The organism is Klebsiella sp. 10 (assembly GCF_018223925.1).
In the GTDB taxonomy this organism is placed as follows: Bacteria; Pseudomonadota; Gammaproteobacteria; order Enterobacterales; family Enterobacteriaceae; genus Klebsiella; species Klebsiella pneumoniae.
Genome location: NZ_JAGRRB010000010.1, coordinates 34,104 through 57,428, shown reverse-complemented (window position 1 = coordinate 57,428; position 23,325 = coordinate 34,104). Strand labels below are relative to the sequence as shown.

The 23,325-nt window shown below is 60.0% G+C and carries 20 protein-coding genes; 5 read left to right on the top strand and 15 right to left on the bottom strand.

The features are described from left to right. Nucleotides 1-501 precede the first annotated feature (501 nt). The 5 genes from KHQ26_RS11990 to KHQ26_RS11970 all read right to left on the bottom strand — a co-directional run bounded on the left by KHQ26_RS11990 (nt 502) and on the right by KHQ26_RS11970 (nt 5,565). The gene (locus tag KHQ26_RS11990; RefSeq protein ID WP_020803777.1) at nt 502-1,206 is read right to left on the bottom strand and encodes an ABC transporter ATP-binding protein; all 705 of its coding nucleotides are present in this window, start codon (nt 1,204-1,206) and stop codon (nt 502-504) included. Then, on the bottom strand, nt 1,193-2,029 hold the full coding sequence (locus tag KHQ26_RS11985; protein ID WP_020801577.1) for an ABC transporter ATP-binding protein: 837 nt from the start codon (nt 2,027-2,029) through the stop codon (nt 1,193-1,195). Before KHQ26_RS11985 ends, KHQ26_RS11990 begins: the two co-directional genes overlap by 14 nt. Beyond that, complete coding sequence (locus tag KHQ26_RS11980) at nt 2,022-2,855, bottom strand: ABC transporter permease (RefSeq protein WP_004142505.1); 834 nt, start codon at nt 2,853-2,855, stop codon at nt 2,022-2,024. The genes KHQ26_RS11985 and KHQ26_RS11980 overlap by 8 nt, the downstream gene beginning before the upstream one ends. After that, nucleotides 2,855-3,877, bottom strand: a complete 1,023-nt coding sequence (locus KHQ26_RS11975) for an ABC transporter permease (RefSeq protein ID WP_004176937.1) — start codon at nt 3,875-3,877, stop codon at nt 2,855-2,857. The genes KHQ26_RS11980 and KHQ26_RS11975 overlap by 1 nt, the downstream gene beginning before the upstream one ends. 119 nt (nt 3,878-3,996) lie before the next feature. Then, on the bottom strand, nt 3,997-5,565 hold the full coding sequence (locus tag KHQ26_RS11970; protein ID WP_020803786.1) for an ABC transporter substrate-binding protein: 1,569 nt from the start codon (nt 5,563-5,565) through the stop codon (nt 3,997-3,999). A gap of 205 nt (nt 5,566-5,770) precedes the next feature. Between KHQ26_RS11970 and KHQ26_RS11965 the strand changes: the two genes are divergently transcribed. After that, nucleotides 5,771-6,466, top strand: a complete 696-nt coding sequence (locus tag KHQ26_RS11965; RefSeq protein ID WP_002893466.1) for a GNAT family N-acetyltransferase — start codon at nt 5,771-5,773, stop codon at nt 6,464-6,466. Between the two features lie 120 nt (nt 6,467-6,586). Here KHQ26_RS11965 and betA read toward each other — a convergent pair whose 3' ends face one another. Genes betA through betI form a run of 3 tightly spaced genes read right to left on the bottom strand, consistent with a single transcriptional unit; the run spans nt 6,587 to nt 10,338 of the window. After that, nucleotides 6,587-8,251 carry a choline dehydrogenase gene (gene betA, locus KHQ26_RS11960; protein ID WP_020803772.1) on the bottom strand — a complete coding sequence of 555 codons (1,665 nt, stop codon included), beginning with the start codon at nt 8,249-8,251 and terminating at the stop codon, nt 6,587-6,589. Between the two features lie 13 nt (nt 8,252-8,264). Further along, the gene (gene betB, locus KHQ26_RS11955; RefSeq protein WP_004191424.1) at nt 8,265-9,737 is read right to left on the bottom strand and encodes a betaine-aldehyde dehydrogenase; all 1,473 of its coding nucleotides are present in this window, start codon (nt 9,735-9,737) and stop codon (nt 8,265-8,267) included. Between the two features lie 13 nt (nt 9,738-9,750). Beyond that, entirely contained in the window at nt 9,751-10,338 is a 588-nt protein-coding gene (betI, locus tag KHQ26_RS11950; protein WP_004151671.1) for a transcriptional regulator BetI, read from the bottom strand. A gap of 128 nt (nt 10,339-10,466) precedes the next feature. Between betI and betT the strand changes: the two genes are divergently transcribed. After that, nucleotides 10,467-12,500 (top strand): choline BCCT transporter BetT, encoded by a 2,034-nt coding sequence (betT, locus tag KHQ26_RS11945; protein ID WP_049124879.1) that lies wholly within the window; start codon nt 10,467-10,469, stop codon nt 12,498-12,500. Between the two features lie 45 nt (nt 12,501-12,545). Here betT and ivy read toward each other — a convergent pair whose 3' ends face one another. Continuing rightward, on the bottom strand, nt 12,546-12,992 hold the full coding sequence (ivy, locus tag KHQ26_RS11940; RefSeq protein WP_004178946.1) for an Ivy family C-type lysozyme inhibitor: 447 nt from the start codon (nt 12,990-12,992) through the stop codon (nt 12,546-12,548). A gap of 224 nt (nt 12,993-13,216) precedes the next feature. Between ivy and KHQ26_RS11935 the strand changes: the two genes are divergently transcribed. Then, nucleotides 13,217-14,473 carry a mechanosensitive ion channel family protein gene (locus tag KHQ26_RS11935; RefSeq protein WP_020803771.1) on the top strand — a complete coding sequence of 419 codons (1,257 nt, stop codon included), beginning with the start codon at nt 13,217-13,219 and terminating at the stop codon, nt 14,471-14,473. Here the strand turns inward: KHQ26_RS11935 and KHQ26_RS11930 are convergent. After that, on the bottom strand, nt 14,470-15,363 hold the full coding sequence (locus KHQ26_RS11930) for a LysR substrate-binding domain-containing protein (protein WP_032410183.1): 894 nt from the start codon (nt 15,361-15,363) through the stop codon (nt 14,470-14,472). The two genes, KHQ26_RS11935 and KHQ26_RS11930, sit on opposite strands and share 4 nt — an antisense overlap. Before the next feature lie 254 nt (nt 15,364-15,617). Between KHQ26_RS11930 and KHQ26_RS11925 the strand changes: the two genes are divergently transcribed. Further along, the gene (locus tag KHQ26_RS11925; protein WP_020803773.1) at nt 15,618-16,223 is read left to right on the top strand and encodes a glutathione S-transferase family protein; all 606 of its coding nucleotides are present in this window, start codon (nt 15,618-15,620) and stop codon (nt 16,221-16,223) included. A 58-nt stretch (nt 16,224-16,281) separates the two neighbouring features. On the opposite strand, the gene KHQ26_RS11920 is transcribed toward KHQ26_RS11925, so the two are convergent. The 4 genes from KHQ26_RS11920 to KHQ26_RS11905 are packed head-to-tail and all read right to left on the bottom strand — an operon-like array spanning nt 16,282 to nt 21,022. Then, complete coding sequence (locus KHQ26_RS11920) at nt 16,282-17,781, bottom strand: FGGY family carbohydrate kinase (RefSeq protein WP_020803781.1); 1,500 nt, start codon at nt 17,779-17,781, stop codon at nt 16,282-16,284. Between the two features lie 14 nt (nt 17,782-17,795). Continuing rightward, a complete protein-coding gene (locus KHQ26_RS11915; RefSeq protein WP_020803780.1) occupies nt 17,796-19,214 on the bottom strand; it encodes an L-fucose/L-arabinose isomerase family protein in 1,419 nt (472 codons plus the stop codon). A gap of 34 nt (nt 19,215-19,248) precedes the next feature. Then, the gene (locus KHQ26_RS11910) at nt 19,249-20,199 is read right to left on the bottom strand and encodes a transketolase family protein (protein ID WP_004178952.1); all 951 of its coding nucleotides are present in this window, start codon (nt 20,197-20,199) and stop codon (nt 19,249-19,251) included. After that, nucleotides 20,192-21,022: a transketolase gene (locus KHQ26_RS11905; RefSeq protein ID WP_004178953.1), complete on the bottom strand. Its 831-nt coding sequence runs from the start codon at nt 21,020-21,022 to the stop codon at nt 20,192-20,194. Before KHQ26_RS11905 ends, KHQ26_RS11910 begins: the two co-directional genes overlap by 8 nt. A gap of 311 nt (nt 21,023-21,333) precedes the next feature. Between KHQ26_RS11905 and KHQ26_RS11900 the strand changes: the two genes are divergently transcribed. Continuing rightward, entirely contained in the window at nt 21,334-22,284 is a 951-nt protein-coding gene (locus KHQ26_RS11900; protein WP_004893547.1) for a sugar-binding transcriptional regulator, read from the top strand. Here KHQ26_RS11900 and KHQ26_RS11895 read toward each other — a convergent pair. Further along, nucleotides 22,281-23,243 (bottom strand): Rpn family recombination-promoting nuclease/putative transposase, encoded by a 963-nt coding sequence (locus KHQ26_RS11895; protein ID WP_020803776.1) that lies wholly within the window; start codon nt 23,241-23,243, stop codon nt 22,281-22,283. The two genes, KHQ26_RS11900 and KHQ26_RS11895, sit on opposite strands and share 4 nt — an antisense overlap. Between the last annotated feature and the right edge of the window lie 82 nt (nt 23,244-23,325).

The following is a 23,325-nucleotide window of genomic DNA, read 5'->3' as shown; positions in this document are numbered from 1 at the left end:
GTCCAACTTTTGGGGTGCAGTCCATGCGCTTGCACGGGCCTAAACGCCAGCCGGACGGTTCCCTCTCCCTCCGGGAGAGGGCCAGGGTGAGGGAAAGCACCGCCGGGGAGTCCCTTATGTTATCTGTGGCTTCAGCGCACATTGCGCTCCCGGTTAATTGTCTGCGCTATGTCACTCATGGCGCAGGGAGCGCACAGGGGGCGGCCAGTCGCCGCCGCCCCCTGTACCCCCGGGCTCCGGCCAGCAACATCGCCGCTACGCGGTCCCTTCGACTTATCCCTGCAGGCTTCGGGTCGGGCCGAGGCAGCGTCCGTGCAAAACACGGCCCTCAGCCCGCATCCATGCGGGCTGCCCCGGCCTTCCGGGAACGTCTCAGCGATGTTGAGGCCGCAACACCGGCAGTTTCAGCAACAATGGTGAATAAATTAACGGCAGGCCGCACGGACAGTAGGTCGGGTAAGCGAAGCGCCACCCGACAAAACAACCGCACATCCGCTGACCTCACCTCATCCGGTGCTCTCCGTTGACCAACGCTTCGCGATCGAAAAAGCGCTGGATCACGCCCTCCGCCATAAACGCCGCCCGATCGGACATATGGGCGATGACGTCGGCATCATGGCTGACCAGCAGATAGGTCATGCCGTGCTCCTGTTTCAGACGATTAAGTAGATTAAGGATTTCCGCCTGTACCGACATATCCAGCGCCGAGGTCGGCTCATCCAGCAGCAGGATCTGCGGGCGCAGCAGCAGGGCGCGGGCAATGGCCACGCGCTGCCGTTGGCCGCCGGAGAGCTGATGCGGATAGCGGCGCACGGCGTCGGCGGCCAGACCCACCTGCTCAAGGGCGGTGGTTACTCGCGGGGCAACGTCGCGGATGCCGTGGATCTGCAGCGGCTCCGCCAGGGTGCGCCACAGGGTATGGTTGGGATGCAGCGAGGCATACGGATCCTGAAACACCATCTGCACGTTGCGCCGCAGATCGCCCTGAAAGCGGAAGCCCGGCGTAATGGCCTGGCCGAGCAGATCCACGCTGCCGCGCCATTCACGCTGCAATCCGGCCAGCACGCGCAAAATCGTCGATTTGCCGCAGCCCGAGGCGCCGATCAGGCTGAAGGTTTCCCCGGCGTCGACACGGAAACTGGCGGCGGAGACCGCCGTCTTCGCGCCGAATGTAACCTGTAAATCCTGAAGATTAACGATCGCCATGGGCTGTCTCCGTAAAGTCCAGGGTTCTGTCGAGGGTCGGCAGCATCTGGCCGTAGGTGTGCGCATTTGGCCGGCAGGTCCACAGGGTGCGGGTGTAAGGGTGCGTCGCGCTCGGCAGCGCCCGCGCCGGCATCTCGTCGACCTGTCTTCCCTGGTACATCACCAGCACGCGATCGCAATGCGCGGCTACCAGCGGTAGATCGTGGCTGATCAGTAACATGGCCATCTGCCGCTGCGCGCACTGCTCCACCAGCAGCTCGAGGATCTGGTTGCGCAGGCGGGCGTCGAGGGCCGAGGTCGGCTCATCGGCTATCAGCACCTTCGGGTTATTGAGCAGCGCGAGGGCGATCATCACCCGCTGTCCCATCCCGCCGGAGAGTTCGCCGGGATAGCGGCTGAGGACCGGCAGATCCAGACCGACGGCGGCGATGGCGTCTTTGACCGCCTCGGCGCGCGCGCGGCGGCTCAGACGCTGATGGAGGGTTAACGCCTCCTCCAGCTGCGTCTGAATGGACTGCACCGGATTCAGCGCATAGCGCGGGTCCTGCAGCACCATGGCGATATCGTTGCCGCGCAGCGCGCGCCAGCCGCGGGCGCTGAGGGTCAGCACATCGCGCCCCAGCACCTCCAGCCGTTCAGCGCTCACCACCCCGGGCTTGCGCACCAGGCCCATCAGCGCCCGGGCGGTCATCGATTTGCCGGAGCCGGATTCGCCCACCAGCGCCAGCCGCTCGTTGCCGAGGGTGAAGCTGACGTTGTCCACCACCCGGGCGGTGGGATAGTCGACGGCGAGTCCCTGGACGGTCAGTCGGATGTCAGTCATGTTGCGGCTCCAGAATATCGCGCAGGCCATCGCCCAGCAGGTTAAACGCCAGGCTGGCAAGCAGGATCGCCGCGCCGGGGATGGCGGCGATCCACCACTGGTCGAAAATCACCTGCATCCCGTCGGCAATCATCGCTCCCCACTCCGCCATCGGCGGGCGGGCGCCCAGGCCGAGAAAGCCGAGCCCGGCGGCGGCGAGGATAATGCCCGCCAGATCGAGCGCCAGACGGACAATCGCCGACGGCAGACACAGCGGCAGAATATGGCCGACCAGCAGCCGCCCGCCGCGGATGCCCAGCATCTCCGCCGCGGCGAGGTAGTCGCTATGGCGCAGGCGCTGAATTTCGCTGCGCGCCTGACGGGCGTAGGCCGGCCAGGTGGTCAGGGCTAACGCCAGCGCGCCGTTGACCAGCCCCGGGCCGAGCATCGCCACGAACGCGAAGGCGAGGATCAGGCGCGGCATCGACATCACCACGTCGGTAAAGCGCATCAGTATCCGCTCCAGCCACCCGCCATAGTAGCCGGAGAGGATACCTACCAGCAGCCCGACGGGCAGGGTAATGGCGGTCACCAGCGCCACCAGACCCAGCGCCGGGCGGGCGCCGTAGAGCAAGCGCGACAGCAGGTCGCGGCCGTAGCTGTCTGTGCCGAGCCAGTGTCCCGCCCCGGGCCCCTGCAGACGAGCGGCGGCATCCTGCCAGTTGGGATCGTGCGGCGCCAGCCACGGGGCAAACAGCGCGGTCAGTACCAGCAGGATCACCAGGGTCAGGCCGCTGAAGGCGGCGGGTGAGCGGCGCAGACGGCGTAAAAACAGATAAGTCGGCATCAGCGCACCCTCGGGTCGGTTAACCGTACCAGCAGGTCGGTCAGATTATTGATCAGCACAAAACTCACGCCGATCAGCAGCGTGCCGCCCATGATCGCCGTGGTATCCCCGGCGAACAGCGCCGTGGTGAGGTAGCGGCCGATCCCCGGCCACGAGAAGACGGTTTCGGTGAGCACCGCCCCTTCGAGCATGGAGGTCCAGGCGAGGGCGGTCACCGTCAGCAGAGTGCCGCGGATATTGGGCAGGACGTGGCGCAGCAGAATCGTCATCTCTCCGGCCCCTTTGGCCCGCGCCAGCAGAATGTACTCTTTGTTCATCTCGCTCAGGCAGGCGGAGCGGGTCAGGCGGGTGATGCTGGCCAGCGAGTAATAGGCCAGCACCAGCACCGGCAGCGCCAGATGGCCGATCGCATTTTTAAACGCCGCGGTATCGCCGGAGAGCCAGGTGTCGATCAGCGCAAAACCGCTGCGTGGCTCGACGGTGTACTGATAAATATCGTCGAGGCGACCCGGGCCCGGCGCCCACTGCAGCCGGGCGTAGAACAGGGCCAGCATCAGCAGGCCGAGCCAGAAAATGGGCACCGAGTTGCCCAACAGGGTAAAGGTGCGAACCGCCAGATCCCACGGCGAACCGGCGTAACGGGCGCACAGCACCCCGGCGACGATGCCCAGTACCGCGCCGACGATCAGCGCCAGGGTCGCCAGCTCAAGGGTCGCCGGAAAGACCGCCAGCAGGTCGTGGAGCACCGGCTGGCCGGTGGCGCTGGCGATGCCAAGATCGCCATGGGCCAGGTTGACCAGGTAGTGCCAGAACTGCACCGGCAGCGGCTGGTCGAGACCCAGCTGATGGCGAACCTGGTCATAGGTCGACTGGCTGGCATGGTCGCCGACGATCTGCAGTACGCGGTCGACGGGCGACAGCGCGGAGAGCGAGAAGGTGACCAGCAACAGCCCGAACAGCGTGAGCAGCAGCGTAAACAGCCCCTGCAGCAGGCGGGTAAGGTGAGTGGAAAACGATGGCATGGAGAATGGAAATTCCTGGTATATCAGCATTGTACCCGGCGGCGCGATGCCGACCGGGCCCGGGTGAGGAGTCGGTCATCCGGGCAGACAAGGCCGCCGTACCCGGTGACAAAACCCGCTTACTTGGTCACGTTATCGTACCAGACCATGTCGGCGTTCAGTCCCTGCTGATAGCCCTTCACGTTGTCACGCACCACGATCTGGGTTTTCCCCTGGTCAATAAAGACGTACGGCGAATGCTGGAGCAGGGTTTCCTGCATCGTTTTGTACAGGCCGAGGCGTTTCGCCGGGTCCGGCTCCGCCACCGCGGCGAGGGTGGCTTTATTCAGCTCAGGGATCTGCCAGCCGTTGAGCCCGGCCACGGTGCTGGATTTACCATCGTTCCAGGCAAAGGCGCTTGCATTGGAGTGGGCATCAAAGTAGTCCGGGATCCACAGGCGGATCGCCGCCTGATGCTGCTTCGCGCGCACCCGGGCATAGACCTGGCTGCCGGCGGCGGGTAGCAGATCCACCTTCACCCCGCCCTGGGCAAAGCTGGCCTGCAGCGATTGGGCGATGGTGATAAACGGCGGTTTGTTCTCCACATCGAGGGTGAAGTGGGCATCCTTAATGCCCGCTTTATCAAGGATAGCCTTAGCTTTTTGCGGGTCAAAGGTGAACGGATTAGTCTCCAGCGCCCCCGGCAGGCCGGCCGGCAGGAAGCTTTGGTGAATAAAGTACTGGCCTTTCAGCAGATTTTTGGTGATGCCCTCATAATCAACCAGCCAGCGCGCCGCCTCCCAGAAGGCCGGGTTATTGAGCAGCGGGTTGGCGCTGTTGGCGGTATTAAACACCAGGTAGTTCTGCTCGGCGGACGGGATGCTCAGCACCTTCACGCCGGGTTTATCCTGCAGGGCGGCAATCTGGTCAGCGCCGAGATCGCGCGCCACGTCGGCATCCCCCTGCTGGATCAGCAGGCGGCGGGAAGCCGGGTCGGGGACGTTTTTAATAATGATGCTCTTGATCTTCGGCGCGCCGGTGGGGGAGCTGGCGTTGGCCTCCAGCACGATGGCCTGATGGGGCTGGTAGACGCGCATTTTATAGGCCCCGCTGCCCGCCGAGTGCATTTTCAGCCAGTCGTTGCCGAAGTCGTTATTTTTCGCGTTCGGCGCCACCTGTTTTTCATCAACGATAGAGGCGATGGGGGTGGAGAGAATATTCAGCGCCACCGCCGGGCTGACGTCGGCGGTCCAGTGCAGCGTCAGGGTATGGTCATCAACCTTTTTCAGCTGGCTGGCGATGTTGTCCGGCTGCCAGCCGAGCACGTTGAGAATAAACGCTGGCGATTTATTCAGCTTCACCGCGCGGGTATAAGAGAAAATCACATCTTCCGGGCGCAGCGGATTACCGGAGGCGAATTTGGCATCCGGCTTCAGTTTAATGGTCAGGGTTTTCGCCGCCGGATCGGCCTGCCAGCTTTCGGCGAGGATCGGTACGATTTTTTCAGGGTTGTTGCGGTCCGGCTGCACCAGACGCTGATAGAGGCTGGGGACCGTCTGAATGCTGGAGAGTTCGTTCGCTTCCGCCGGGTCGAGGCTGACGATATCGTCGAGACCCTGGGCGACCACCAGCGTGTTGGGCGGCGTGGCGGCATGCGCGGCGGCGGAGAGCGCCGACAGTAGCAGTAAAGGCAACAGTTTTTTGGTCATGTGCAATCCCTGAAGAATGGTTATTTTATTGTTTTATGCCTCGCTACGTTAGGCCGCTTGCCATAAGGCGTAAAGTCAAAATAAGGATATCCTTATGCTAAAAACGCATATTCAAGAACGACAGGTTATTGCCGGTCGCGCAGAAGCGCCTTTCTCCGCTGCGGGGTTCTTGCTATAACGCATTGTCTATTGCGAGGAGGTGGGTGTGCCGGAAATCAATGAGTATGGCCAGCAGGTGAACGACCTGGTCCCTGGCTGGCAGGGGGCGCAAGTCCTGCGGCGGACAGCGTTAAATGGCCGTTTTTGCCGCCTGGAGCCGCTGGACGTTGACCGTCATGCGGCGGATCTGTTTGCCGCCTATGCGCTCGGCGACAACAGCGACTGGACGTGGCTGGCGTCTACGCGGCCGGAGAGCGTGGCGGCGACCGCCCACTGGATCGCGGGCAAGGTGAATGATGATGCTCTGGTGCCGTATGCGGTGGTTGACCTGCGTAGCGAGCAGGCGGTGGGCATCGTCAGCTATATGGCGATCGAGCGGGAAATGGGCACGGTTGAGATCGGCCATGTCACCTGGTCGCGACGGATGAAAAACACCCCGCTGGGTACCGAAGCGGTCTGGCTGCTGCTCAAAAACGGCTTTGACCATGGCTATCGTCGGCTGGAGTGGAAATGCGATTCGATGAATGTCGCCTCGCGCCGCGCCGCCGAGCGGCTGGGCTTTAGCTGGGAAGGACGTCTGCGGCAGAGGCTGGTGCGTAAAGGGCGGACGCGCGACAGCGATATGCTGTCCATCATCGACGGCGAGTGGCCTGCGCGCGATGCGGCGCTGCGGGCGTGGCTGGCGGCGGAGAACTTTACTGCCGACGGTCAGCAGATTAAGCGCCTGGAGGCGTTTCGCTAACATCAACCTATGGGGTCAAAACCCGGAACGGCACCCCGGTCGCGCTGCGCTTACCGGGGCTACGTTACATCGCCTCAGGGTAGGCCGGGCAAGGCGTAGTCGCCGCCCGGCATTGACCTGTTAACGGCGAACCGGCGCGTCGCCAGCGACATAATACGTCGCGGTGCTGCGCGGCAGCGGCTGGCGGCCGCGAATGGCGTCGGCCATCTTCTCGCCGATCATAATGGTGGTGGCGTTGAGGTTGCCGGTGATGATCTGCGGCATGATCGAGGCGTCGACCACCCGCAATCCTTCCAGACCGTGGACGCGGCCCTCGCCATCGACCACCGCCATCTCGTCGTAACCCATCTTACAGGTCCCGCACGGGTGGAACGCGGTCTCGGCGTGGTTGCGCACAAACTCATCCAGTTCGGCATCGCTCTGGCATTCTATTCCCGGACTGATTTCGCGGCCGCGATACTTATCCAGCGCCGGCTGGTTCATGATCTCCCGGGTAATGCGGATGGCGTCGCGGAACTCCTGCCAGTCCTGCTCATGGGACATATAGTTAAACAGGATCGCCGGATGGGCGTGCGGTTCGCGCGACTTCAGGCGCACGTGGCCGCGGCTGGGCGAACGCATCGAGCCGACGTGGCACTGGAAGCCGTGCTCTTTCACCGCGTTGGAGCCATTGTAGTTAATCGCCACCGGCAGGAAGTGGTACTGAATGTTCGGCCAGGCGAATTCTGCGCGGCTGCGGATAAAACCGCCCGCTTCGAACTGGTTGCTGGCGCCGATGCCGGTGCCGCCGAACAGCCACTCGGCGCCGATCTTCGGCTGGTTCCACCACTGTAGCGCCGGGTAGAGCGATACCGGCTCTTTGCACTCGTACTGCAGATACATCTCCAGATGGTCCTGCAGGTTCTCACCCACGCCGGGGAGATCGTGCACCACCGGGATATCGAACTGCCTGAGCAGCTCCGGGTTACCCACGCCGGAGCGCTGCAGGATCTGCGGCGAGGCAATCGCCCCGGCGCACAGCAGCACCTCTTTGTTGGCCGTCGCTTTTGACGGGATCGTGCTCTCTCCCTCCAGCCACTCGACGCCCACCGCGCGCTTGCCGGCAAAAATAATGTGATCGGTCAGCGCATGGGTGCGGATGGTCAGGTTCGGGCGACCGCGCGCCTGGTCGAGATAGCCGCGGGCGGTGCTGGCGCGACGGCCCTGCGGCGTCACGGTGCGGTCCATCGGGCCAAAGCCTTCCTGCTGGTAGCCGTTGAGATCGTCGGTACGCGGATAGCCCGCCTGCACCCCGGCTTCAACCATCGCCTCGAAGAGCGGATTATTGCCCGGCTTCGGTGTCGTCACGCTCACCGGGCCATCGCCGCCGTGGTAGTCGTTAGGCCCGATATCGCGGGTTTCCGCTTTCCGGTAGTAGGGCAGGCAGTCGAGATAGCTCCAGTGTTCCAGACCCGGCTCTTTGGCCCAGTTATCCAGATCCATCGCGTTACCGCGAATGTAGCACATGCCGTTGATCAGCGAGGATCCGCCGAGCCCTTTGCCGCGTCCGCACTCCATGCGGCGATTGTTCATGTACGGCTCCGGTTCGGTTTCGTAGGCCCAGTTGTAGCGCTTGCCCTGCAGCGGATAAGCCAGCGCGGCGGGCATCTGGGTGCGGAAATCGAACCGGTAGTCAGGGCCGCCGGCTTCCAGCAGCAGGACGGTGGTGTTTGGATCTTCAGTCAGTCGTGTTGCCAGAACGTTGCCGGCGGAGCCGGCACCAATAATGATGTAGTCAAATTGCAAAAAAACCTCCCGGTTAAAATATGGACTGGAATTTACCCATCTCAACCTGGATGGACTTCACCTGGGTGTAACTCTGCAGCGTCATCACGCCGTTCTCGCGGCCAATGCCGGAGTGTTTGTAGCCGCCAACCGGCATTTCCGCCGGGGATTCCCCCCAGCTGTTGATCCAGCAGATGCCGGCTTCCAGCTGGTGGATAATTCGGTGAGCGCGGTTGAGGTTGGGCGTCACCACGCCGGCGGCGAGGCCGTATTCGGTGGCGTTGGCGCGGCGAATGACCTCCGCTTCGTCGGCATAGCTGAGGATCGACATCACCGGGCCGAAGATCTCTTCGCGCACGATGGTCATCTCGTCGCTGCAATCGGTAAACACCGTCGGGGCGACCCACGCGCCGTTATCGAAACCGTCGCCTTTCAGCGCCTCGCCGCCGCACAGCAGGCGCGCGCCTTCGCGTTTGCCGCTCTCGATATAGCGCAGAACGTTGTCGCGATGGGGGAAGCTGACCAGCGGGCCGAAGTTGGTGTCATCGGCAAACAGATCGCCGGGGCGGATGCGGGCCACCCGCTCGAGGATCTTGTGCTCGAATTCCGCCTTCCGTTTCGCCGGGACAAACACCCGGGTGCCGTTGGTGCACACCTGGCCGGAGCTGTAAAAGTTGGCCATCATGGCAATATCGGCGGCGAGGTCGAGGTCGGCATCGTCGGCGATAATCAGCGGCGATTTGCCGCCCAGCTCCATGGTGACCTCTTTCAGTGATGAAGCGGCCGAGTTGGCCATCACTTTTTTGCCGCTGGCGACGCCGCCGGTGAAGGATATTTTGGCGATGTCCGGATGCTCTGTCAGATACTGGCCGGTTTCCGCGCCGATCCCTGGCAGGACGTTAAACACCCCGTCCGGCAGGCCCGCTTCGCTGTAAATTTCCGCCAGCTTGAGGGCGGTCAGCGGGGTGACTTCGCTCGGTTTGAAAATCATCGCATTGCCAGCGGCCAGCGCTGGCGCCGATTTCCACAGGGCGATCTGGATCGGGTAGTTCCACGCGCCGATCCCGGCTACCACCCCCAGCGGTTCGCGACGGGTGTAGACGAAGGAACTGTCGCGCAGCGGGATCTGGCTGCCTTCCAGCGCCGGGATCAATCCGGCGTAATATTCCAGCACGTCGGCGCCGGTGACGATATCAACGGCGGCGGTTTCGCTGAGGGGTTTCCCGGTATCCAGGGTCTCCAGTCGCGCCAACTCGTCGTTGCGCTGGCGCAGAAGGTCGACGGCGCGACGCAGGATGCGCGAGCGTTCCATGGCGGTCATCGCCGCCCAGATTTTTTGCCCACGCTGCGCGCTCTCGACGGCGCGGTCGACATCCTCGCGTCCGGCAGCCTGAACGGTCGCCAGCACCTCGCCAGTGGCAGGGTTGATGGTCTCGAAGGTGCGACCGCTGGTGGCCGATGTATAACCACCATTAATATAAAGCTGCTGTTCTGCCATTCGGGACATAACGCCTCCTCGGTTATGGGTTCGGTAAATGCTGACGAATAAAGTGGCTGGTCAGCGACTGCGCCAGCGTTTTATCCAGCGGTTTGCCGCTGAGCGCCGCCCGCAGCCACAGGCCGTCTATCAGCGCCGCCAGCCCGTAGCCGGCCTCCTGCGCCTGCTCGCGCGGCAGCTCGCGGCGGAATTCGTACACCAGGTTCGACAGCAGGCGACGGCTGCTGACCTGCTGTAACCGATAAAGCATCGGCTGGTGCATGCTGCTGGCCCAAAAGGCCAGCCAGGCCTTCATCGCCGCGCTGCTGATCTGCGTCTCATCAAAGTTGCCGCCGACAATCGCCTGCAGGCGCTGGCTGGCGCTGCCGTCCGGCAGAGCGTGCAGACGGTTGAGCACCGCGTCGCGCAGCTGGCTGGTGATGTCGCGCATGGTCGCCTCCAGCAGACCATTTTTGTCTTTGAAATAGTGACTGATGATCCCCGTCGATACGCCCGCCCGCCGGGCAATCTGCGCGATGGTCGCGTCGTGCATACCGACTTCATTTATTGCGTCCAGCGTGGCGTCGATCAGCTGCCTGCGCCGGATCGGCTGCATCCCCAGTTTGGGCATTTTTGCCACTCCATTCATCAGCGTTGGTTAACTATTAAAGCGGTTTTTGATTGGACGTTCAATATAAAATGTGTCTTAATTGTTGCGGATTTGGATTTTAATAGTTACAAAAACAGTGGGGATACTGGATGACAGATCTTTCGCAAAGCAGAGAAAAGGACAAAATCAATCCGGTGGTTTTTTATACCTCGGCCGGACTGATTTTGTTGTTTTCCCTGATGACGATCTTTTTTCGCGATTTTTCTGCCGAGTGGATTGGGCGCACCCTGGACTGGGTGTCGAAAACCTTCGGCTGGTACTATCTGCTGGCGGCGACGCTGTATATCGTCTTCGTCGTCTGCATTGCCTGCTCGCGCTTCGGCTCGGTGAAGCTCGGGCCGGAGCAGTCAAAGCCCGAGTTCAGCCTGCTGAGCTGGGCGGCGATGCTGTTCGCCGCCGGCATCGGCATCGACCTGATGTTCTTCTCAGTCGCCGAGCCGGTGACGCAATATATGCAGCCGCCGGAAGGGGCGGGGCAGACCATCGAGGCGGCGCGCCAGGCGATGGTCTGGACCCTGTTTCACTATGGCTTAACCGGATGGTCAATGTATGCCCTGATGGGCATGGCGCTGGGATACTTTAGCTATCGTTATAATTTGCCGCTCACCATCCGCTCGGCGCTGTACCCGATTTTTGGCAAACGGATCAATGGGCCCATCGGCCACAGCGTCGATATTGCGGCGGTGATCGGCACCATCTTCGGCATCGCCACCACCCTCGGTATCGGCGTCGTGCAGCTCAACTACGGTCTGAGCGTGCTGTTCGATATTCCGGACTCGCTGGCGGCGAAAGCGGCCCTGATTGCGCTGTCGGTGATCATCGCCACCATCTCGGTCACCTCCGGGGTGGACAAGGGCATCCGCGTGCTCTCCGAACTGAACGTCGCCCTCGCGCTGGGGCTGATCCTGTTCGTGCTGTTCATGGGGGATACCTCCTTCCTGCTCAATGCGTTAGTGCTCAACGTCGGCGACTACGTCAATCGCTTTATGGGCATGACGCTGAACAGCTTCGCCTTCGACCGGCCGGTAGAATGGATGAACAACTGGACGCTCTTTTTCTGGGCGTGGTGGGTGGCCTGGTCGCCGTTTGTGGGCCTGTTCCTGGCGCGCATTTCGCGCGGGCGCACCATCCGCCAGTTTGTGATGGGCACCCTGATTATTCCCTTCACCTTTACCCTGCTGTGGCTGTCGGTGTTCGGCAACAGCGCGCTGTATGAGATCATCCACGGCGACGCGGTCTTTGCCCAGGAGGCGATGGCCCACCCGGAGCGCGGCTTCTACAGCCTGCTGGCGCAGTATCCGGCGTTTACCTTTAGCGCGTCGGTGGCGACCATCACCGGTCTGCTGTTTTACGTTACCTCCGCCGACTCCGGCGCGCTGGTGCTGGGGAACTTCACCTCGAAGCTGAAGGACATCAACAGCGACGCCCCGAACTGGCTGCGCATCTTCTGGTCGGTGGCCATCGGTCTGTTGACCCTCGGGATGCTGATGACCAACGGCATCTCGGCGCTGCAGAACACCACGGTGATCATGGGGCTGCCGTTCAGCTTTGTGATTTTCTTCGTGATGGCCGGACTGTATAAATCTCTGAAAGTGGAAGATTACCGCAGGGTCAGCGCCAGCCGCGACACCGCCCCGCGCCCGATGGGCCTCCAGGATCGTCTGAGCTGGAAGAAGCGCCTGTCGCGGCTGATGAATTACCCCGGCACGCGCTATACCAAACTGATGATGGAGACGGTGTGCTACCCGGCGATGGAGGAGGTGGCCCAGGAGCTGCGGCTGCGCGGCGCCGCGGTGGAACTGAAGAGCCTGCCGCCGGAAGAGGGTGAGAACCTTGGCCACCTCGATCTGCTGGTGCACATGGGCGACGAGCAGAACTTTATCTACAAGATCTGGCCGCAGCAGTACTCGGTGCCGGGCTTTACCTATCGGGCGCGCAGCGGGAAATCCACCTATTACCGGCTGGAGACCTTCCTGCTGGAGGGCAGTCAGGGTAACGACCTGATGGACTACAGCAAAGAGCAGGTGATCACCGATATTCTCGACCAGTACGAGCGGCACCTGAACTTTATCCATCTGCATCGGGAAGCGCCGGGGAACAGCGTGATGTTCCCGGATGGCTAATCAGGGAAGCCCCCGTCGGGGAAAGGCTGACGGGGGCGATGGTCGTTACTGGTAGTTAAAGGCGTCCGGATGGTTGTCGAGGCTGCCGCTGAGGGCGGCAAACAGCACGGTTTTGCCATCGATGGACAGGGCATCGCTGACGTTAAGCCAGGTCAGCTTCTCCTGGTCGGTTTTTTCATCGACCACCGAGTAAACACCGGACATCTGTTTGCTTTTTTCCGACCAGATCACCGCGATACGTTCATGGCCGCAGTCGTGGGGTTTGCAGGCGCTTAACACCTGCCAGGATTCGCTACCCAGTTTCACCGTCTGCGCGGGCGAACCGGTGCCGCCGGTGGTCACCCAGGCGGGCAGCTGATGGCCTTTGACCATCTGGTTAAACGACGCCCGGGTGGCGGCATCGTGAGCCAGACTGTTCAGCGTGACATCGCCTTGCGCCATAACGCTGGCGGAGGCGGCTAAGGCGACGATAGCGGTAAGAGCTTTAAACATGTTTCCTCCTGGACTTATTCCGTCCTCATAACAAGCCTCTTTATAGTGAGCGTAGAGAATGATTAATGCAAACTCTGACATATTTTCTGTGAATTATTAGAGGCGGTGCGCGCATGGACGTTACGCTAAGCGATATGCCATGATGCGGATTGATTTATTTTCCAAATATATGCCCTTGGGATAAAGCAGTTAGCGAAGTGGCATAGTTATTCAGGCGATAAAGCATGGCGTATGTGAATCATCTACTGACGTTTATTGAGAGTAATCCGGCGCTGGCGGTGGGGTTTAATCTTATTCTGCTGCTGCTCTCCGGCATATTTGCCCATCTTTTATGCAAGTTCTTGCTGATTAAAGTGGTGCGTAAGGTCTTCTTTAGTAGCCACAAACAGGATGTGCCGCTGGAGAAGGATCGACGTATCGCCGAAAAGCTGTCCAATTTCATTCCGGTTATTATCGTCTATTACGTTCTGCAGTTTATGCCGGCGATGCCGGCATCGCTGGTGACGGCGATTAATACTATCTGCGGGATCTTGTTTTTTATTTTTATGTCGGTGTTTTTCAACGAGATGCTGGATATTGTCAACAGCTCCTATCTGCGAAAGACCAAACGTAAAAATCATTCCATTAAGGGCTATATCCAGATAGGCAAAATCTTAGTCCACATCCTGGCGGCGATTATGATCCTCGCCGTGATGTCGAACAAATCGCCGATCATTATTATCTCCAGCCTGGGGGCCGTGGCGGCGGTACTGATGATCGTGTTCCAGCATACTCTGCTGTCGCTGGTGGCGAACGTTCAGCTGTCGTCCAACGACGTGCTCCAGCTGGGGGACTGGATTGAAATGCCTGACAAGAACCTCAGCGGTGAGGTGACGGATATCGCGCTGCACACCATTACCATCCGCAACTGGGACAATACCATCTCCCGTATCCCGACCAAGAATTTCCTCACCGAGACCTATACCAACTGGCAGGCGATGTTCTCCTCCGGGGCGCGGCGGATCATGCGCAGTATCGCCATCGATCAACACTCGGTGCGTTTTCTCGACCAGGAGATGCTCTCCTCGATGCTGACCATCCGCGGGGTGAGTGAGCCTCTGGCGACGCTGCTTGACGGCCGGGATCCCGGCGGCGTGGCCGACCGCTGGTTTGTCGATAACGGGCTGACCAACCTGACCCTGTTTCGCCACTATATGATGCACTATCTCGCCGAGCGGCCGGATATTATTAAGGAGATGTACATTGTGGCGAGAACGCTGAAACCTTCGCCGTCGGGCATCCCGCTGGAGATTTACTGCTTCACCACCTCAACGCTATGGAAAGACTACGAAAACACCCAGTCGGCGATATTTGAGTACATTACTGCGGTGGCCGGACAGTTTTCCCTGCGCCTCTATCAGTATCCCGCCGGGCACGATTTCTGGCGTCTCTCCCAGGAGCACGCCGCCCGGACGGGCCTGCCGCCGTCGGCCGAAGGCTAAGCGCTGATCTGCTGGCGCCAGAGGGCGATCTCCTCCTCCAGCCAGGCGATGAACCGGGCGACTTCCGGCCGGTTCTCCGCCTGCGGGGAGACGGTTAGCCAGTAGTGCCAGGGGTAGGGGACGGTGACGGCGGTGAGCTGCACCAGCTCGCCGCGGGCTATCGCCCCCGCCACCAGGGAGCGCCGCTCCAGCGCCACGCCGGCCCCCAGGCGGACCGCCTCCAGCACCAGATTGGAGTCGTTCAGGCGCAGGCCTGCGGGGACGATCGGCTTTTCCAGCCCCGCCTGGCTGCACCAGGCATGCCAGGACTCCATGGAAAAAATAATATCGCTGGCGGCGATCGCCTGCGGGGTGGTCGGCAGGTTACCGCCGCGATAGCCGGGGGCGGCGACCACCAGCTGTTCATCGGCAAACAGATGCCGACTTTCCATTCCCTCCCAATCGCCTTGCCCCATGCGAATGGCCAGATCGATACCCTCCTGTTGCAGGTTAACCACCGCCAGGCTGGTCAGCAGGCGCACCGCGATCTGCGGATGCCGCGCCTGAAAGCGCGCCAGCCGCGGCAGCAGCCAGTGGCAGCCAAAGGAGGGGATCGTCGCCAGGGTCACTTCCAGGGTGCGGGGTTTGATCTGCACCATGCGCGTGGCGTCGGCGATGTGCTGTAACGCCTCGCGGATTTGCAGGGCATAGAGCCGTCCTTCTTCCGTGATGCGCACTCCGCGGCCGTGGCGGATAAAGAGCGTGACGCCGACCAGGGCTTCCAGCTGTTTGATGTGCTGGCTGACCGCCGAATGGGTCACGCTCAACTCGTGGGCGGCCTGCGTTACGCTGCCGAGGCGCGCCACCGCCTCAAAGCTGCGCAGGCTGGCGATAGGGGGAAAATCTGCCATGGTGATCTCTCAGTCAGTGAGTCGATACGTTAACGTTACTACCGGGTTAGCGGGTTTTATAGCCGCCGCGAACAGGCTGAAAAAGGGGCTAAATGCTGCCTCAGTCGGTATAGCACAAGGGGGATTGGAGGGCTACCGCGAGTCGCCAATCTGTTAGTTTTACTAACTGTTGCGGTAAGTATCTGGTGATATTCGCGGCATCGGTTTTCCAGTAAGGTAAAGCCGCAACATCTTTATCGCAGGCAGGAGTGACGATGAAACTCATTGGTATGATGGATTCACCTTATGTAAGACGCGTGGCGGTTTCTCTGGCGCTCTATGGCGTGGAATTCGAGAGCCTGCCGCTATCGGTCTTTAGCGGCTTTGACGAATTTTCCCGCATTAATCCGGTGGTCAAGGCGCCGACGGTGGTGCTCGATAACGGGACGCAGCTGATGGACTCCACGCTGATCCTCCACTATTTCGAAACGACCAATCCGGCCGGGCGCCGGCTGCTTCCCACGCATCCCGAGGCGCTGGCCCGCGATCTGCACCTGCTGGGGGTGATCCTCGCCGCCTGTGAAAAAGCGGTCCAGCATGTTTATGAGCACCGTCTGCGGCCGGAAGAGAAGCAGCATCAGCCGTGGATAGCCCGGGTGACCGGCCAACTGCTGGCCGCCTGTCGGGAGTGGGACGCCCGGCTGGCAGACCGCGTCGCCGCCGCGCAGCCGGATCAGGTGCTGGTCACCAGCACGGTGGTCTGGTCCTTTATCCAGTTGATGATCCCGGCGGTGGTGTCGGCAGCTGAGTTTCCACATATTCGCGCGCTGGCGGAGAAGGGAGAGGCGCTGCCGGCGTTTCAACAGTATCCGCTGGGTTAACGGCAGGGGGCGTTGGATTGCAGCCGGACGAAGACGTTATCGCCCGGCTGGGTTGCGCTCAGCGTCTTGCCAGCGTCACCGCGTGTTGCCAGGACTGCCATCGTTGCACAAGCCGATGATGCCGGATCAGGTCTGGTGCATAAGTGATGTGTTCTGGTAAAAAGGGCTGAAGCTCTGCCACCGTCAGCTTGTGCAACGCTTTACGCGCCAGCAGTGCCGCGCCGGTCGCCGACAGCTCGGCCACATCGCTGCGCATCACCGGACAACCTAGCAGGTCGGCCTGGTACTGCATTAACCAGTCGTTTTTGGTGGGTCCCCCATCCACCAGCAGCGTGTTGAGCGTAAAGCCATGATGGGCACGCATCGCAGTGATTACATCGGCAATCTGGTAGGTAATTGATTCTAGCGCGGCACGAATGAGATGGGCCCGCTTCACGCCCCGGCTTAATCCATGGATCAAACCGCGGGCCTTATCGTCCCACCAGGGGGCGCCCATGCCGGTGAGCGCCGGCACAAAAAAGACGCCTAAGGTGGAATCTACCGAACGGGGCAGAGCATTCAGCGCCTGGGCCAGTTCGGCGGGAGAGCGTTCGCTCAATCCGGTACTGTCGGCCATCCACGCCACCGCATCGCCGGTATGGGGAATGTTCCCCTCGAGTGCGTAGACCAGCTTTTCTCCGTCGTGCCAGGCCACCGTGGTGGCGAGATTGCTGACGTGAAACGCCACCGAATCGACGGGCGCCATCACCGAGGTCCCTGTACCGTAAGTGGCTTTAACACAACCGGCGGCGCCCAGACCGTGGGCGAAAAGGGCGGCATGCGAATCGCCAATCATCGCCATTACCGGGATCCCATCAGGGAGGGTGGCTAAACCAGCGGTGTAACCAAACAGTCCACTTGAAGGTTTTATCACCGGAAGTGCTGCACACGGAATGCCAAACAGGGCGAGCATATCGGTATCCCAGTCCGCTGTTTGCAAATTCATGAGCTGTGTACGAGACGCGTTGGCGTAATCACAACAAAAATGCTGGCCTTGCGTCAGGTGCCAGAGTAGCCAGCTATCCACCGTACCGAGGCAAATCTCGCCATCTTTCGCTCGGTTCAGACCATCCGGAGTGTGGTCCAGCAGCCAGCGCATTTTCGAGGCGGAAAAGAGCGGGGCGACTGGCAGGCCGGTTACCGCCTTGATCTGCGGCTCATGACCTTGTTCACGCAGTATGTGGCAAAATGCGGCAGTACGTGAACATTGCCAGCTCAGGGCAGGCGCTATGGCCTCGCCCGTTTCCCGATACCAGCCCACGACGGTTTCGCGCTGGTTGCTGATCGCCAGGGCCGCCACACGCTCCTCGCCAACGGCGGCCACTGTGCGAGAAATCACCTCCAGCGACGCGGCAAGGAGAAGCTCCGCTGACTGTTCAACCCATCCTTCCTGCGGCGTAGCGATCTCAAGCGCGCGGGAAAATTGCGCGATTACCCGCCCGTGGCTGTCGAAGGCAACGGCTTTGGCATTGGTTGTGCCCTCATCGAGGGCAATAATAATATCCTTGTTTACCGACATAGCGGCCTCCGGCCTTACTGGTGGAGATAGGTCGACACGCCCAGGTAGCGCGTAAATGCCTCGTGCAAAATTGCGGCACTGGCAGAATGGTTCATCGCGACATGGTGCTCAAAGCCGTTGCGGCAGATCCACGACAGCAGATTTTCCAGGTGGGGAACCTGAATGACCGCCCGACAGCCTACCGTATCGAGGGGATCGTCAACTGACTGACCTTCTCCGACGTAGGCCTTGATTTCGCCAGTCAGGTCGTCGGTGCTGAGGCGAAAATAGGTCAGCACGCCGCTTTTCATGCGACCGTGCACGGCACCGCAGGTGTTTTCTTTGCCGACGGTGGTGCCGATAATATCGGCCGTTCCCATGTGCGGCGACTCGAGGCTGGTCGAGGCAAAGTTCCCACAATGGAACAGCACACATTTATCACGATCGTCGCCGAAGTTATTGTTCCAGTCTGCGATCGAGGCGGGGCTCAGGTTGCTGCTGGCGAGCGCGTACATGGAGAGCGCGCCCATGACATCGACCTCACAGGCGCTTGGCATCAGTTGTCCGGACATCACGCTCATGATGGAGCAGACGTTAATCCCCAGATTTTCCTGCAGCGAGGTCCAGCACTGAATTGCGGTGGTGTCGATGTCGTTGGCAACAATCCACTGGCTCAGGACCACAAACAGTTTCGCCATGGTGATCAGTTTATCTGCCGGAATACCGCTGGCGTCGGCATTATCGATCAGCAGGCGGCGCTTCTCATCGACACGAATATCGTCATCACGCAGGGCTTTAATCCGGGTAAATACCTCTGATAGATCTAACGTTTCCACTGCGATGCCTAAACGTTCGAGCAGTTTTTCACTGTAGCGAACGGTGTTAAAGCCCGCTGGACGGGCGCCAATCGCGCCAACGCGCACGCCGCGCATACTGTTCACCACGCGACATATCTGCTTGAAGCGCCGGAGATCCTGCTCAAACACCTCGCCGCTAAGCGCGCAAACGTGCTGGGTGGTCAGCGTAAACGGGATACCGTACTGGCGCAGGTTGTTGCAAAGGGAAATTTTGCCGCAAAAGCTATCGCGGCGAGTCGACAACCCCATTTTATCCAGATTATCCTCTTCGGCCTGAATAAGCACCGGGACGTTGAGACCGGAGAGGCGCAACGTTTCGGCGATGGCTTTTTCATCACCAAAGTTGGGTAACAGCACCACGACACCGTGAATTTTGTCGCGGTGGGTGCGGAACAGCTCGGCGCAAATTTTGGCATCCTGCCGGGTTTCCACGCCACCCAGTTCCGTCTGGGATGGATCAAGCATAATAGTGTTAATCCCAAGGCGGCTAAACAGCGCTACCGCCTGTTCGCGCGCTTCGGCGACCAGGTAGCTGGGGAAAAATCCCCGGTTGCCAATAATGACGCCCATGGTGAGTTGTTGAGGAATACGGGACATTGCGTTCTCTCCAGTAAGATGTTCTTGTTATTTTTCAGCATGCTTTTTTTGTGAGCAGCTTGCGGGCGTGCTTCACCACCCCGGCGGCATCAATTTCATGGCGCGCACGCGTGGCGGCGCGATCGGCGGCAATGGCGTATTGCCCGTCAGGGATACCTAAGCGCCGCAACGGGATAGCGCACCCGGCCTCGGCCAGCACTTCCGCCACCAGGCTCCCGACGCCGCCGTTGACGTTGTGTTCTTCCACCGTGATTGCGGCCGGACAGGACTGGATTGCCGCCAGTAGCGCCTGGGTATCACAAGGACGAATAGATGGGACACTGATAACGGTGGCGTCAATACCTTCTGCAGCGAGTTGTGCGGCGGCTTCCACAATTTCATGTACCGTTGAGCCCATGGCAACCAGCGCAATATCGCGCCCCAGACGCAGCACATCAATGTTGCCCGGAATAAACCGGTAATGTTCATCATGCAGTTCCGGCAGCGCTTTACCGTCGAGGCGGATATACACTGGCCCGACGTGGGCAAGGGCATAATCAATAATCTGCCGGCACTCGCCGGGACTGGACGGTGCGTAAATTTCAATATTGCCAAAGCCGCGCAGAATGGCGATATCGTCAATACTGTGGTGGGTGCTGGCCAGTGGACCGTAGCTGGCGCCCGCGTTCAGCCCGAACAGTTTGACGTTGGTGTTGTTGTAGCAAACGTCGACCTTAATCTGTTCATTAGCACGTGAAATAAGGAATGGCGCCGCGTTGCAGGTCACGGCCACTTTACCCCCCAGCGCCAGGCCGGCGGCAGCGCCAACCAGCGTCTGCTCGGCGATGCCGACGTTGACCAGCCGGCCAGGGAATCTTTTGATAAACGGGGCAATTTTCGCCGTTGAGGTGGAGTCGGCCACCACCGGCACCAGATCCACGCCGCGGTCTACAGCATCAATAAAGGCATTCACCATCACCGTGGCGAGATGTTCGCTATTACTCATCTTTCAGTTCCTCCAGCGCCAGTTCAATTTCTTCTCCTTTCGGTACCCGGTGATGCCATTCGGGGCGTCCCTGAATAAAGGAAATACCTGCGCCTTTGGTGGTATTGGCAATCACGACGTGTGGTTTCCCGTTCGGCTGCAAGCGCTCAAGCGTGGCGACCACCTCCGCCATATCGTTGCCGTTGCACTGCGTAACCTCCATGCCGAAAGCGCGCCATTTTTCATCCAGCGGATCGGTATTCATGATCTCTTTGGTCGCACCGGCCAGCTGCAGATTATTTTTGTCGTTGATAATAATAAGGTTATCCAGCTGGTAGTGGGCGGCGACCAGCGCGGCCTCCCAGTTGCTGCCCTCCGCCAGTTCGCCATCGCCGGTGACGACAAATACGCGACGCGGGTTGTTATCGCGTTTCGCTGCCAGCGCAATGCCTACCGCCACGGGCAGACCATGGCCCAGCGCACCGGTATTGAGCTCAATACCTGGCGTTTTGTGCTTTACCGGGTGTCCTGGCAGAGCCGAGTCGGCGTGTTGATAGGTTGCCAGCCAGTCAACGGGAATAAAGCCTGCTTCGGCCAGCACGCAGTAGTAACCACCGACAGCGTGCCCCTTCGACTGAATATAGATATCGCGGTCGTCGCTCTCTTTTCGCGCAGGGGAGCAGTTAAGGATGCGAAAGTAGAGGGCGGTCAGCAGTTCGACTTGTGACAGATCGGCACCGGTGTGGCCGCCTGCCGGGCTTTCCGCATTCAAGACGATGATGCGGCGGCGGATGGCGCGTGCTTTTTGTTCTAACTCCTTAACGGAGAGTGAAAACGGATTCATAAAACACCTCTTGAAAGTAAATTCTTGTATGAATAAATATTCCAGCAGGGTAAAAAAACACTTCCCATCCTGACTACCTTTAATCGTCGACAAAACAAGGTATTAATAAGTGATTGAATATATATTCACTACTGATTTATTATTCACATAGGTAAGATATGCCCTGTGACGGGGTTTGTCCACGATTTGTACGGCCTATTTTCTAAAAAAGGAGAAAATGATCACATTTGGATCGTCGGGAAAAGGGCGCTGCGCTTGTTATCTATTCAATGATGCATAAAAATAACGAGCAGAAAACAGAGGGGAATGCCATGTCGAAGCAGGATGAACAGCGGTTGCTGGTGAAGATCGCCACGCTTTACTACAGCGAGAATAAAAAGCAGTCCGAGATCGCCTCGCTGCTGCATCTGTCCCAGTCTTTTGTTTCACGGGCGCTAACCCGCTGTCAGAAAGAGGGGCTGGTGAAAATTACCGTGGTCCAGCCGACAAATATTTTTGTCGATCTGGAAAAGGCGATTGAGGAGCGTTTTGGCATTCGACAGGCGATAGTCGTCGATGTGGGCGAGAACGCCAGTTACAGCCAGGTAAAGCATGCCATCGGCAGCGCGGCGGCGCACTATGTCGAAACGCGGCTGCGGCCGGAAGACCTCGTGGGGATCTCGTCCTGGAGCAGTACGATCCGCTGCATGGTGGATGAGATGCATCCGCAGAACATTCGCGCCGCCGGGGTGATTCAGCTGTTGGGCGGCGTCGGTCCCAACGGCAACGTGCAGGCCACCATCTTAACCCAGCAGCTGGCGGCGCATTTAGGCTGCCCGGCGTGGCTGTTGCCGTCGCAGAGTATTGAGCACTCCGTGGAGGAGCGCAGCCGTCTGGTAAACAGCCCGGACGTCGCGGCGGTGGTGGCGAAATTTGCCGAAGTGGATGTGGCCATCGTCGGTATTGGTGAACTGGAGCCTTCGCAGCTGCTGAAAAACTCCGGTAACTATTATAATGAAACCATGCTCCAGCTGCTGGCGGCGCGCGGCGCGGTGGGGGATATCTGCCTGCATTACTATGATGCGGCGGGCAAACCGGTACTGAGCCAGGATGAGGATCCGGTGATCGGTATGGAACTTGAGCAAATTCGTCGCTGTCCGCAGGTGATTGCGCTGGCCGGCGGCGTGGACAAAGAGAACGCCATCCGCGGCGCGTTGCAGGGCGACTATATTGATGTCCTGATCACCGACTTCCCGACCGCGCGCGCGTTAATTAAGGGCTAAGCGGGGGGAGACTGGCGTGCCTGGCGCGCCAGCATCGCCAGTTCGTCCGCGCTGAGGCGAGTCATCCGCAATACGGTTTCAGTGTCCATGCCGTTCTCTAACATCATCAGTGCGATGCGGCAGGCTTCGCGATGCTCACCCGCCTGTAAACCTTCGTTCAAGCCTTCCTGTAACCAGCGTTGTTTTCCCTCTTCGCGCCCTTTCTGCTTCAGGTACTCGGCAATCGTCATCAGGGTATCCTCATATTGCGGCAGACGTTCGACCAGCTGGTCGATAAAGTTGTCCGGGTCGGCGCTATTGCCATGCAGCGACATATAGGTAAATAACGTTTTGAACTGCTGGTGGTCAGTGTATCCCATCAGCACCACCTCCACCAACTGCTGGAGGATATGGCTAAGATCGCGTTGACGGATGTGTTTCTGGACCAGTTCCAGAAGCGCGATCCGCCGATGCTGTAATATGGCGTCGTCGGGAATATCGGTCACATCGACGAGCGGAAAAGCCCCGAGATAAAGCTGCTTTGCCGGTGAGTCAGGTGGGAACTCGTCCAGCCAGCACAGTGAAAAGGGATAGGGAGAAATGGTGCCATGATAAAACAGCATGGGGATCACCAGCGGCAGCGCTTTATGGCCGCGATCAAGATGCTGTTGCATGGCCGCGAGGGCATAGCGCAGGAGTCTGAACGCCATATGGCTGTCCGGGGTGCTCTGATGCTCAATGACCACATAGATATAGCCCTCTCCCTTGCTGGTCTGCAGAGAGTAGAGAATATCGGAATAGCTGGCGCGCAGGTTGTCCTCAACAAAGCTCCCGGATTCCAGGTGCAGAGTGCTTAAGTCGCACAGTTGCCGCAGCGCGGGCGGCAGATGAATATCCAGAAAATCGCGTGCGGTTTCGTTGTCGCGCAAAAAGCGTTTAAACAGGCTGTCGTGCGGAGTCGAGTGCGGACGTTTTTTCATGGCTTCCTTGCCTGGCAGAGCAGAGTGGCGGGATGCTACCACCGCTTGCCGTGGGGCAGGATTTTTCGATGAGATTTTGCGA